Origin of the sequence: Streptomyces sp. NPDC057438 (assembly GCF_042802995.1) — a bacterium.
In the GTDB taxonomy this organism is placed as follows: Bacteria; Actinomycetota; Actinomycetes; order Streptomycetales; family Streptomycetaceae; genus Streptomyces.
Genome location: NZ_JBHVDD010000097.1, coordinates 20,687 through 33,383, shown reverse-complemented (window position 1 = coordinate 33,383; position 12,697 = coordinate 20,687). Strand labels below are relative to the sequence as shown.

The following is a 12,697-nucleotide window of genomic DNA, read 5'->3' as shown; positions in this document are numbered from 1 at the left end:
GGCCTCGCCTCCTACGTATGGACCCGCGACATCGACAAGGCGATGCGTCTGGCCGAGGGCATCCGCGCCGGCCAGGTCTACGTCAACGCCACCGGCGTCGGCACCGGCGTCGAGCTCCCCTTCGGCGGCTACAAGCACAGTGGCTGGGGCCGGGAGAAGGGCCTCGAAGGACTGGCGAGCTATCTGCAGACCAAGAACGTCTGCATCGGGTTCGGGAACCGGTCATGAGATACCGCTCGCTCGGAGAGCGCGGCCCCGTCGTCTCGGTGGTCGGCGTGGGCGGCAACAACTTCGGCAGCCGCCTCGACGAGGACGGCACGAAGGCCGTCGTCCACGCCGCCCTCGACGCCGGGATCACCCTGTTCGACACCGCCGACATGTACGGCGGATGGGGCGATCGGGGCGGCCTCCGGGGCGACGGTGAGCGGCTCCTGGGGGCTGCGCTCAAGGGCCGCCGCGACGAGGTGGTGCTGGCCACCAAGTTCGGCATGGAGATGAGCCGGGAAGCCGACCTCTACGGTCCGCGCGGGGCCCGCCCCTACATCCGGTACGCGGTCGAGGCGTCGCTCAGCCGGCTCGGCACCGACCGGATCGACCTGTACCAGTACCACGAACCCGACGGCGTCACACCGCTGGAGGAGACCGTCGCCGCGCTCCGGGAACTGGTCGACGAGGGCAAGATCCGGTACCTCGGCTGCTCCAACCTCCCGGCCGAGCAGATCACGGACGCCTTCGTGTCCACCCAGGAGCGCTACCACCTGCTCGACCGCGGCGCGGAACAGGATCTGGTCCCTGCCTGCCTGCGCCACGGCCTCGGCCTGCTGCCGTACTACCCGCTGGCCAACGGCCTGCTCAGCGGGAAGTACCGCCGCGGCGAGGAGCCCCCGGCCGGCAGCCGCCTGGCCTCGCGACAGGGCTGGCTCACGGACCCGGCCCTCGACAGGACCGAGGCGCTGACCCGATACGGCGCCGACCGCGGCCTGACCCTCCTCCGGGTCGCGGTCGGCGCACTGGCGGCCCTGCCCGCAGTCGGCTCCGTCATCTGCGGAGCCATGACCCCGCAACAGGTCGCCGCCAACGCGGCGGCGGCCGACTGGATACCCGGCGCGGCCGACCTGGCCGAGCTGGACGCGATCGTCGCCCCCGGCGAACGCGTCGTCTGAAGTCCCACCCCTTCCGAAAACCCGCGACCCCGAGGCTGGAAACCATGCGAGAGATCGTCACCTTCGACGCCTACGCGACCCTCATCAACTTCGAGCTGGCCCCCACGACCCTGAAGGTCCTCGAGGACCGGCTGGACCTGGACAACCTGGACGTCGACGAGTTCCTGGACGACTTCCGCGTGATGCGCTTCCAGGCCGTCCTGGAGGCCTACCGCCCCTACCACGAGATCCTGCACTCCAGCCTGCGCAACGCCATGCGCCTGCACGGCCTGGAGTACCGCGAGTCCGACGGCGACGCCCTCGTCGAGGCCGTCCCCACCTTCGGCCCCTGGCCTGAGGTCCCGGACGCGCTGCGCGCGCTGAAGACGAAGTACGAGATCGCGATCATCTCCAACACCGACGACAACCTCATCGCGCGGAACGTCGAGAACATCGGTGTCGAGTTCGACTACGTCATCACCGCCCAGCAGGCCGGCGCCTACAAGCCCGACCGCCAGACCTTCGAGTACGCCTTCAAGACGATGGGCGTCGAGCCGTCCCAGGTCATCCACACCGCGCAGGGCTGGGAGTACGACCACATCCCGACCCGCGACCTCGGCCTGAAGCGCCGCGTGTGGATCAACCGCTACGGCCGCCTGGGCAGCTCCGACTACCAGCCCTACGACGAGCTGCCCGACCTGTCGGGCCTGCCGAAGCTCCTCGGCTGCTGACCTACGGCGCACCGGCGAAACAGAGCGAGAAGACAAGAGGACGCACGCCATGAAGCAGATCCCCTACTGGATGGACACAGCTCCCGCCCTGCCCGACCGTTCCGGGAAGGACCTGCCCGACGAGGCGGACGTGGTGGTGATCGGCGGCGGCCTCACTGGCCTGTCCACCGCTTACCACGCCGCCCGTAAGGGTGCCCGGGTCGTCCTGGTCGAGAAGGACCAGGTCGGTTCGGGTGCCTCCGGGCGCAACGGCAGCCACTGCAACCCCGGCATCACCATCAGCCCGGCCCAGGCCCGCCAGCGCTACGGGCAGGAACGTGCTCGCGAGCTCTATGACGCGTTCCGCGTCGCAGTGGACCTCGTGGAGGAGATCGCGGTCAAGGAGAAGATCGACTGCGACTTCCACCGTGCCGGGCGCCTCGGCCTGGTCTGCAAGCCCAAGCACCTCGAAGGCATGCACGCCAAGCAGCGCGACCTGGCCGAGAACTTCGGCCACGAGACGGTCGTCCTGAGCAAGAGCGAGCTGCGCGCCGAGCTGGGCTCGGACTACTACCATGGCGCCCTGCTCGACCCGCTCGGCGCAGCCCTGCACGTGGGCAAGTTCGTCGTCGGCCTGGCAGACGCCGCCGAGCGTGCCGGTGCCGAGATCCACGAGCGCAACGCCGCCACCGGCCTCACCCGCCTCCCTGGCGGCGGCTTCGTGGTGGAGACCATGCGCGGCACCATCCGTGCCAAGCAGGTCATGGCGGCGACGGATGCCTACACCGACAATGCGCTGCCGTGGTTCCGCAAGCGGCTGATCAACGTCGGCAGCTTCATCATCGTCACCGAGCCGCTGGGGGAGGCGCGCGCCAAGGAGCTCATCCCCAACGGCCGCCTGCTGGTCGCCCACAAGAATGTCGGCAACTACATCCGTCTCACGCCGGACAACCGCCTCGCCTTCGGCGGCCGGGCCCGATTCGCCCCCTCCAACCCGGCGTCCGACGTCAAGAGCGGTGACATCCTCAAGCGGGAGATGACGGAGATCTTCCCGCAGCTCGCGGGGGTGCGCATCGACTACGTGTGGGGCGGCATGGTCGGCTTCTCCTGGGACCGCATCCCGCACGCGGGCGACGTCAACGGCCTGTACTACTCCATGGGTTACTGCGGCCATGGCGTCCAGATGGCCACGTACATGGGCCGCGCGGTCGCCGAGATGATGGACGGCAATCCCGAGGCCAACCCGATGCGCGGCTTCGGCTTCCCGAAGGTGCCCGTCCCCTTCTACAACGGCACACCCTGGTTCCTGCCGTTCGGCGGCGCCTACTACAAGGCGAAGGACCGCCTGCTCTGACCGGGCGCCGCCGCCGATGACGTCGCGGGGGCCTTGACCGCGGCAAAGCGAGAGGCCCCCGCGACCCCCTGGACGCCCCCTGAGAGAAGGCCCGTACACCCATGACCGCCGCAGTCACCCGCACCGAGCACGACCTGCTCGGCGACCGGGACGTTCCCGCCGACGCGTACTGGGGTGTCCACACCCTGCGCGCCACGGAGAACTTCCCGATCACCGGCATGCCGATCTCCGCGTACCCGCATCTGATCGAGGCGCTGGCCGCGGTCAAGGAGGCCGCCGCCCGCGCGAACGAGGAACTGGGCCTGCTGGAGGCGGGGAAGGCGGCGGCGATCATCGCCGCGTGCCGGGAGATCCGTTCCGGCAAGCTGCACGAGCAGTTCGTGGTCGACGTCGTGCAGGGCGGCGCGGGCACGTCGACGAACATGAACGCCAACGAGGTCGTCGCCAACCGGGCGCTGGAACTCCTCGGCCACGCCAAGGGCGAGTACCGGTTCCTGCACCCGAACGAGGACGTCAACCTCGGCCAGTCCACCAACGACGTCTACCCGACCGCGGTGAAGGTCGCGACGGTGTTCGCGGTACGGGGACTGCTCAAGGCGATGGCCGTCCTCCAGGACTCGTTCGCCCGCAAGGCGGTCGAGTTCCGCGACGTGCTCAAGATGGGCCGTACCCAGTTGCAGGACGCGGTCCCCATGACGCTCGGCCAGGAGTTCTCCGCGTATGCCGTGATGATCGAGGAGGACCGGTCCCGACTCTCCGAGGCGGTCGAGTTGATCCATGAGATCAACCTGGGTGCCACGGCCATCGGCACCGGCCTCAACGCGCCCGCCGGATACGCCGAGTCGGCCCGCCGGCATCTCGCGGACATCACCGGGCTGCCGCTGGTCACGGCCGCCAATCTGGTCGAGGCGACGCAGGACTGCGGCGCGTTCGTGCAGATGTCGGGCGTGCTCAAGCGGATCGCGGTGAAGCTCTCCAAGAGCTGCAACGATCTGCGGCTGCTGTCGTCCGGGCCGCGCGCGGGACTCAACGAGATCAACCTGCCGCCGGTGCAGGCCGGTTCGTCGATCATGCCGGGCAAGGTCAACCCCGTCATCCCCGAGGTCGTCAACCAGGTCGCCTTCGAGGTGATCGGCAACGACGTCACCATCACCATGGCCGCCGAGGCGGGCCAGCTCCAGCTCAACGCCTTCGAACCGATCATCCTGCACTCCCTCTCGGAATCCCTCACGCACCTGCGCGCCGCCTGCCTCACCCTCGCCGAGCGCTGCGTCGACGGCATCACCGCCAACGAAGCCGAACTGCGCGCGGCGGTCGAGAACTCCATCGGCCTGGTCACCGCCCTCAATCCGCACATCGGGTACACGGCGGCCACCGACATCGCCAAGGAAGCCCTCGCCACCGGCCGGGGCGTCGCCGAACTCGTGCTGGAGAAGGGTCTGTTGCCCGCCGAGACCCTCGCCGACCTGCTCCGCCCGGAGATCGTCGCCGGCCGGGGGCAGGTACGGGCCTGACGACAGCCGGCTCCGGCCACCGGGGCGCCGACTCCGGTACCGGATGGCCGACCACGCCACCATGCCGCCGCTGACGCCACCGGGTGTCCGACGACGCCACCGGGTCGCGACCGCGGCTCTCCCCAGACCGACGAGGAACGCGTATGAGACTGCAGGGCGTCAACGCCGTGATCACCGGAGCGTCGAGCGGCATCGGGCAGGCGATCGCCTCCCACTTCCGCCGCGAGGGCGCCCGCCTCCTGCTCACCGGACGGCGACCCGAGCCGCCGGAGAGCCACCCGGACGACCTCTACCTGGCGGGGGACCTCTACGACGAGCGGTTCGTCGCCGATCTCGCCGCTCGGGCGCGGGGGCACCTGGGTGACGTGGGAGTGGTCGTCCTCTGCCACGGCCTCCAGCGGTCCGGCCCGCTCGCCGAGACGTCCTACGAGGACGCCCGCGACGTGCTCCACGCCAACCTCCTCAGCGCGTTCCTCGTCATGAAGCACCTGATGCCGCTGGCCCCCGAGCGGGGCGCGTCGATGGTGTGCGTCAGCTCCCGCCTCGGGATGGTGGGCATGCCGAACCAGACCCTGTACTCCGCCGCCAAGGGCGGTCTGATCGCGCTGGCCCGGGGCGCCGCCGTCGAATGGGCGGACCGCGGCATCCGCGTCAACGTCGTCGCCCCCGGTCTGACCATGACCCCGGTCATCGAGGCGTCGTTCCAACGGCGCCCCGACCCCGCCGCCTACCGGCGCACCCGAGAGGACTCCATACCGATGCGCCGGCTCGCCACGCCCGAGGAGGTCGCCGACGCAGTCCTCTTCCTCGCCTCCCCGGAGTCGTCCTACATCACCGGCGCCGTGCTGCCCGTGGACGGGGGCTACACCGCGTTCTGAGCCTGGCACCGGGCCGCGCCCACTGTCTGAGCGCCGGGCCCGCCCCCAAGCCCGGGCCCGGCGCGGACCGTCGTCACCAGCCCGTGTCGTCCCACTGGTCCAGCAGCGTCTCGGCCAGGTCGTCGTCGGGTTCGGGCAGGTCGCCGTGGAGCGACTGCTCCGTCCAGATCACTTTCCCGCGGGCCAGGTAGCGGGTGCCCCACCCCTGCGTGAACTGGGCCACGAGGAACAGTCCCCGCCCGCCCTCGTCGGTGTCGGCGGCTCGGCGCAGATGCGGAGAGGTGCTGCTGCCGTCAGTCACCTCGCAGATGAGGCTGTCGCCGTCGCGCAGGACCCGCAGCCGCCTCGGGTCACTGCCGTAGCGGATGGCGTTGGTGACCAACTCGCTGATCACCAGCTCGGTGGAGAACGCGAACTCCTCCAGCCCCCACTCCTGCAGCCGGCGGGTGACCTGGGCCCGGATCCCGGCGACGGCAGCGGGATCCGCGGGGATGTCCCAGTCGGCGACCTGGGACGGGTCGAGCAGCCGGGAGCGGGCGACGAGCAGGGCGATGTCGTCGCTCGGACGCACCGGCAGCAGGGCGTCGAACACCGCCCGGCAGGTCTCCTCCGGTGTCCGGTCCGGCCCCGCCAGGGCGTCGTGCAGCAGCGCGAGACCGGTGTCGATGTCCCGGCCGCGGTCCTCGATCAGCCCGTCCGTGTAGAGGACCAGCCGCGAGCCCTCGGGCAGGGTGTACTCGGCCTTCTCGAAGGGCCGGCCGCCTCCGAGGCCCAGCGGCGGTGAGACCGGTACCGGCATCCGCTCGACCGTGCCGTCGGGGCGCACCAGGGCCGGTTCCAGATGCCCGGACCGGGCCAGGGAGCACCGCCCGGCAACCGGGTCGTAGACGGCGTACAGGCAGGTCGCTCCCGTGATTCCCTCGCCGTCGCGGCTCTCCTCGCCGTCGACCCGGGTGACCAGCTCGTCGAGACGTCTGATCAGTTCGTCCGCGGCCAGGTCGAGGGACGAGAACGTGCGCACCGCGGTGCGCAGCCGGCCCATGGTGGCCGCGGCGTGCAGACCGTGGCCCACCACGTCGCCCACCACCAGCGCCACCCGCGCCCCGGGCAGGGGGATGACGTCGAACCAGTCGCCGCCCACACCGGCCCGGGCGGGCAGATAGCGGTACGCGACCTCGACGGCGGACTGCTCGGGCAGGGAACGCGGCAGGAGGCTGCGCTGCAGGGCCACCGCCAAGGCGTGCTCGCGCGTGTAGCGGCGCGCGTTGTCGATGGCGACCGCGGCCCGGGCGGCCAGTTCCTCGGCGAAGGCCAGGTCCTCCTCGTCGAAGGCGTCCTGCTCAGCGCGCCAGAAATTGACCAGGCCCAGCACGACACCACGGGCCTGGAGCGGCACGGTGATCAAGGAGTGGAGTCCGGAGTCCAGGATGCGCCGGGCCCGTTCGGGATCCTGGACGCGCCAGTCGTAGGACGCGGTCAGGTCGGCGTCGAGGACGGGCCGGCCCTGCTGGGCGCTGACGGCCACCGGGTTCTCGGGGGCGAAGCGGATGAGGTCCCCGACGGGGAAGAGAGGCCAGGACGACCCCTTGGCGCTGTGCAGGGCCGTGCGACGCAGCTGGGGACTCGGTCCGACCGGCTCCTCACCCTCCAGCACCGGATCCTGGAGGTCGACCGTGGCCGCGTCGGCGAACCCGGGGACCGCCACCTCGGCCAGCTCCTCGGTGGTGCGCACCACGTCCAACGTGGTGCCGATCCGCACCCCGGCCTCGTACAGCATCCGCAGCCGCTTCCCGGCCATGGCCGCCCGGCCCGCCAGGGCCTGGAGTTCCGTGGTGTCCCGCAGGGTGGCCACATGGCCCCGTACGCCGCCTTCCGGGTCGACGGGCCGGAGGTTGACCGCCAGCAGATGGTCGCCGGCCAGGTGGACCTCGTCGGTGACCACCCGGCCGGAGGCCAGCAGAGCGGCGGTGCCCGCTTCCAGGCCCAGAGCGGTGATCTGGCGCTGCTCCGCGTCCGTGGGCAGGTCCAGCAGGCGCCGTGCCTCGTCGTTGGCGAGGAGCAGCCGCCCGTCACCGTCGATGATCAGCACTCCCTCCCGCACCGCGTGCAGCACCGCGTCGTGGTGCTCGTACATCCTGGTCATCTCGCCCGGTCCCAGTCCGTGGGTCTGTCGGCGCAGCCGCCGCGACACCAGGGCGCTGCCGCCGGTGACGAGAGCCAGCGCACCTGCGACGGACCCGAGCAGGATCGGCATCTGACGTTGGACCACGGAGTTGACGTTCTTGACCGTGACCCCGACCGACACCAGGCCGACGATCTTCCGTCCTCCGGTGTCGAAGACGGGAACCGTGGACTCCACGGCGAGCCCGAGGCTGCCCTCGATGTCCTGGGTGAAGGGCCGGCCGGCGGCCGCCTCCTTGCGCAGGGCGAAGACGTGTTCCCCGATCAGGCTCGGGTCGGGGTGTGTCCAACGGTAGCCGCGCGGATCGATGGCGACGACGAAGTCGACACCGGTCAGCTCACGGGTCTCCTCCGCCCGCGGCTGCAGTACGGCGGTGGGGTCCGCGGACTTCATGGCCTCGACCGTGCCCGGGGCCCGCGCGAAGGCCTGGGCGACGCCCAGTGACACCCTGCGGGCCTCCTCCGTGCCAGACGTGCGGGCCTGGAGGACGAGCGCCACGCCCGCCGCGGCCGCGAACAGGATCACCAGCACCAGCTGCCACAGGAACACCTGACCCGCGACGCTGCGCGCGCTCAGCACGGAACGCGCACGGGTCCCGGGCGGCCGGGCGGGCGACCTGCGTGACCGGTTCGGGTCCTCGCGCGGGGGCGCGGCAGCCGCCGCACCGGAACGACGACCGCCGGGCCGGCCGGTCGACCGGTCGAAGATGCTGGTCATGTCCACGGGATGTCCTTCCCGGTGCCCGGCGGGGAGCCGGCGGTGCCGAGAGACGGTGCCGACCCGTCCCTGTGCCGTGTCCTCAGGACCGCACCCACTCCTGCCAGCGCTTGATCACGGCTTCCTTGTTCTCGACCCACCAGCCGATGTCCAGGTCGAAACCGGTGTAGAGGTGCTCGGGGGAGCTGGCCAGATCCGCGGCGGCCCTGGGCAGGTACTTGTACGCGGTCGGCACCACCGGGCCCATGGGGTAGAGCTCGGCGACGGCGGCCTGCACCTCGGGGCGCAGGGCGAAGTCGATGAGCCGGTAGGCGGCGTCCGGGTGCCGGGCGCCGCGGGGGATGCCGTAGCCGTTGCTCTGCCGGCGGGCGCCGTTCCACTGGTAGGCGAGCGGGGCACCTCGCTGGATGAGGTGGTTCGGGCGGCCGTGCCAGACCGAGGTGGCAGCGACCCGTTGGCGTTCCAGAAGCAGCCCCGGCGTGGAGCCGTCGCCCCAGAACCGGCGGACGGCGCCCTTGATCTCGTCCAGGGCCGCGAAGGCGCGGTCGACGTCGAGGGGGTAGAGCCTGTCGGCCGCCACACCGTCGGCGAGGAGGGCGAACTCCAACTCGGGCGGGCCCGCCTCCGGGCTCTGCAGGGCACGGCTGCCCGGGAAACCCTTGGTGTCCCAGAAGTCGGCCCAGGTCTCCGGCACCCTCCCTTGGAAGCTGTCGGTGCGGTACGCCATGACGCTGGCCCAGTAGTTCTTGCCGACGCCGTGGGAGGTGAGCAGGGACTGGGCGATACCGGCGTTCCGGGCGTTCCTCAGCCGGTCGTGGTCGAGTTCCTGGGTGGCGTCGTCCTTCTCGAAGAGGGCCAGCGCGCTCATGTCGATGTCGATGAGGTCGAACCGGGGGCCCTCCCGGATCTGGGAGAGGATCTCCGCGTACGTCGGGACGTGGACCACGTCGACCCGGACACCGGTCTCCTTGCCGAACGGCTCGTACACCGCCTTGCGGTGCGCCTCGCCGTAGGCGCCGCCGATGTCCCGGACGACGACTGTCCTGCTGTTTCCGGATCCGCCGGAGTTCCGGGCGGCGGGGGGCCCGCACGCGGTGGACGTCACGGCGGCGGCACCCGCCGTGACGGCGCCGACGCCCCGGAGGAACGTTCTTCGGTCGATTCCGACGTCCTTCACCGTGTGCCTCCTGCGAAGCCGGGTGCGGTGCCCATGGGATGGGGCTGAGGGCGGCCGCCGACGTTCGCGACTGTGACGCGAGCGGATCATGAGTCGGCCGGGGCGATGTGTGACCAGTCACGTCATGCTACGGCCATCGACGTCACATCCCTATGGCCGTGACATTGCCCGCGCAACGCCGCGGCGGCCCCGGCCCTCCCCCGCACAAGCAGCCCCGGACGTGGGCCCGCCGATGGTGGCCGTCGCCCGCGGCGACCAGCTTCCGTCAGGAGCAGCACCCTGGTCGCCTTGGCCACCACGATTCCCCTGCGGGCCGCATCGGGCACTCTTCGCCGTCACAAGGGTTGCCGTGCCTGCACGCAAGAGATAAGTTTCAGGATGGAACAGAAACAAAAAAGCATCCGCCGGCCGAAGCGGCCACGATGAGATGCGAGCCACGAAGGAGGGGATCTGCTGATGACTTCCACGCTGAGCCGGGCGCTGGCCAACTACCCCAACAGGTTCGACCCCGCCGCGCTCGGTGGCCTGCCGGAGCGACTGCGGTCCACCGTCAACCGGCGAATCGGCGTGCTGGGCCCGGGTTACGCGCTGAACTATCGGGAGCCGGTCGAGTTCGTCTCCGGTCGAGGCGCTCACCTGTTCGACCCGGAGGGCAACGACTACCTTGACGCCTACAACAACGTGCCGTGCGTCGGTCACGCACACCCGCACGTCGTCGAGGCCGTGTCCCGCCAGATGGCGGCGGTCAACACCAACACGCGGTATGTGCAGGAGTCACTCGTCGACTACGCCGAGCGTCTTCTCGCGACCATGCCCGAGGCGCTTTCGAGGGTCAGCTTCGCGTGCAGCGGGTCGGAGGCGAACGACCTGGCCATGCGCGTGGCTCGCTTCCACACGGGCGGCGAGGGAATCGTCGTGACTCGCTGGGCTTACCACGGTCTGACTCGCGAGGTTGCGAGCTTCTCGCCGACGCTCGGAGCGGGGTCACCGCTCGGGCCGAATGTGCGGGTCATCGATGCTCCGGATCCGCGCATCGTCCCGCCGGGTTCATCGCTTCCCGAGCACATGCGAAGCCAGGTGCGCGGCGCGATCGACGACCTCGAGCGCCACGGCTACCGGCTTGCGGCGCTGATCACCGACTGCGCGCACTCCAGCGACGGCCTCTTCACCGACCCTGTCGGTTACCTGTGTGACATGGTCGAGGAGGTGCACGCTGCGGGCGGCGTGTACATCGCCGACGAGGTCCAGTCGGGATTCGCCCGGCTCGGAGAGTCGATGTGGGGGTTCAGCCGCCATGGGGTGCTTCCGGACATCGTCACGATGGGCAAGCCCATGGGCAACGGCATGCCGATCTCCGGCGTGGCGTTCAGGCCCGAGGTGTGCGACGAGTTCGGGCGCACTGTTCGTTACTTCAACACCTTCGCGGGCAGTTCGATCGCGGTGGCCGCCGGTGCCGCGGTTCTGGACGTTTTCGAAGCGGAGGACGTGCAGCAGCGAGTTCTCGACAGCGGCAGGGCGCTTCGAGCCGGCCTCGAGGAGATCACTCGTGAGTCTCCGCACGTCGCGGAGGTGCGCGGCAGCGGTCTGTACGTGGGCGTCGACATCGTGAAGGACCGGGAGTCACTGGAGCCCGATCGTGTTCGCGCCGACGACGTCATCAACGACATGCGCGAGCGTCGCGTCCTCATCAGCGGCACCGGCGAAGCAGTCAATGTGCTCAAGATCCGACCGCCGTTGGCCTTCGACTCGGCTGACGTGACGCGATTCCTCGAGACATTCGCGGAGATCGCCGAGACTCGCCTCTAGCAGGCTGAGAACCGAAGGGACCGAACGGTGAACGCCTCGCCCCCCGCACGTATCGCCCAGCAGTTGTTCGACGAGAGCGGCCTGGCATCGTCCCACGAGTCCATCGAGACGACCATGGTGGACGCCCTCCTCGCCCGCCACTACCGGCTGAGCGGACATCTCGAGCGGCTGGCAACCGAGAAGGACGACACGTTCCGCCTGCGGACCGGCACGGACGACCATCTCGTCAAAATTTCCCCGCCCGACGAGCCGGTAGCCGTCGTGGCTCTGCAGACGGCTGTGATGCGCCATCTCGAAACCGAAGCGCCCCATCTGCCCGCCCAGCGGGTCAAGGAGACCACCGAAGGCAGCGACAACGTACCGATCGAGACGGAAGACGGCGGGGTTCGAGTCCTGCGCGTCTTCGACTTCGTAGAAGGTGCCGTCCTGGCGCGGACGAACCCCGATCCCACTCAGCTGGCCAAGGCCGGGCAGATGCTCGGGCGAGTGGATATGGCTCTGCGGTCGTTCAGACATCCGGCGGAGGAGCGGCGCCTCGTGTGGGACCTTCGGTACTTCGACCAGTTGCGGGAGCTCATCGAGTACACGCCCGACGCCGCGCACCGTCGGCTGGCTCAGGAAGTGTTCCGCCTTTTCCACGAGGCCATCGTTCCGAGGCTGGGTGACCTCGAGACCCAAGTGATCCACGGTGACTACAGCCCCTACAACGTCCTGGTGGATCCGCGGACGGACAGCTTCGTCACCGGAGTGATCGACTTCGGTGACAGCATGCGCAGTGCTTTGATCTTCGATCCCGCGGTGTCTCTCGCGAACCTTCTCGGCCGGACACCGCGGGATCCCTGGCATGAGGCATGCAGCTTCGTCGCGGGATACGAGCGGGCACGGCCGATCAAGGACACCGAACTTCCGCTTCTGCCTGTTGCCGCGCTCGCACGGCTGACACTTCGTGCGCTGGTCACCCATTGGCGCGCGGAGCGGGTGCCGGACCGTCGCGAGTATCTGCTCGAGCATGCAAGAGACGACTGGGTCAACGTGGGCCGGGCCATGTCCGTCGCCATGCGGGAGGTCGTGGACCGCTTGCTGAGCACCCGCCACGACACGCCCTGAGCGGCGCCCTGAGGCGACACGTCGGCTTTCGACACGGCCGACCCGGCCGTACTCGCCGGGACCGCCCCGGCGACCGAGTCCACTGGTCCGGCCGGCGTCCGGTCTGGCTA

At 70.1% G+C, this 12,697-nt stretch carries 10 protein-coding genes; 8 read left to right on the top strand and 2 right to left on the bottom strand.

Annotated features, from left to right (window positions below; genetic code table 11):
- The 6 genes from ACFU5F_RS35835 to ACFU5F_RS35810 all read left to right on the top strand — a co-directional run.
- Window positions 1-228 (top strand): aldehyde dehydrogenase family protein (locus ACFU5F_RS35835; protein ID WP_383896707.1); only part of this gene is annotated, 228 nt, incomplete at its 5' end.
- A complete protein-coding gene (locus ACFU5F_RS35830; RefSeq protein WP_383896704.1) occupies window positions 225-1,163 on the top strand; it encodes an aldo/keto reductase in 939 nt (312 codons plus the stop codon). The genes ACFU5F_RS35835 and ACFU5F_RS35830, both read left to right, overlap by 4 nt.
- 44 nt (window positions 1,164-1,207) lie before the next feature.
- A complete protein-coding gene (locus ACFU5F_RS35825; RefSeq protein WP_383896701.1) occupies window positions 1,208-1,873 on the top strand; it encodes a haloacid dehalogenase type II in 666 nt (221 codons plus the stop codon).
- Between the two features lie 49 nt (window positions 1,874-1,922).
- Window positions 1,923-3,206: an NAD(P)/FAD-dependent oxidoreductase gene (locus ACFU5F_RS35820; RefSeq protein ID WP_383896698.1), complete on the top strand. Its 1,284-nt coding sequence runs from the start codon at window positions 1,923-1,925 to the stop codon at window positions 3,204-3,206.
- A gap of 101 nt (window positions 3,207-3,307) precedes the next feature.
- Complete coding sequence (gene aspA / locus ACFU5F_RS35815) at window positions 3,308-4,720, top strand: aspartate ammonia-lyase (RefSeq protein ID WP_383896695.1); 1,413 nt, start codon at window positions 3,308-3,310, stop codon at window positions 4,718-4,720.
- A 143-nt stretch (window positions 4,721-4,863) separates the two neighbouring features.
- A complete protein-coding gene (locus ACFU5F_RS35810) occupies window positions 4,864-5,598 on the top strand; it encodes an SDR family NAD(P)-dependent oxidoreductase (RefSeq protein ID WP_383896692.1) in 735 nt (244 codons plus the stop codon).
- 73 nt (window positions 5,599-5,671) lie between these two features.
- On the opposite strand, the gene ACFU5F_RS35805 is transcribed toward ACFU5F_RS35810, so the two are convergent.
- Complete coding sequence (locus ACFU5F_RS35805; protein ID WP_383896689.1) at window positions 5,672-8,497, bottom strand: SpoIIE family protein phosphatase; 2,826 nt, start codon at window positions 8,495-8,497, stop codon at window positions 5,672-5,674.
- Window positions 8,498-8,579: 82 nt separating this feature from the next.
- Complete coding sequence (locus ACFU5F_RS35800) at window positions 8,580-9,674, bottom strand: extracellular solute-binding protein (protein WP_383896686.1); 1,095 nt, start codon at window positions 9,672-9,674, stop codon at window positions 8,580-8,582.
- 456 nt (window positions 9,675-10,130) lie between these two features.
- Between ACFU5F_RS35800 and ACFU5F_RS35795 the strand changes: the two genes are divergently transcribed.
- The gene (locus ACFU5F_RS35795; protein WP_383896683.1) at window positions 10,131-11,480 is read left to right on the top strand and encodes an aspartate aminotransferase family protein; all 1,350 of its coding nucleotides are present in this window, start codon (window positions 10,131-10,133) and stop codon (window positions 11,478-11,480) included.
- A gap of 27 nt (window positions 11,481-11,507) precedes the next feature.
- A complete protein-coding gene (locus tag ACFU5F_RS35790; protein WP_383896680.1) occupies window positions 11,508-12,587 on the top strand; it encodes a phosphotransferase in 1,080 nt (359 codons plus the stop codon).
- Window positions 12,588-12,697 lie beyond the last annotated feature (110 nt).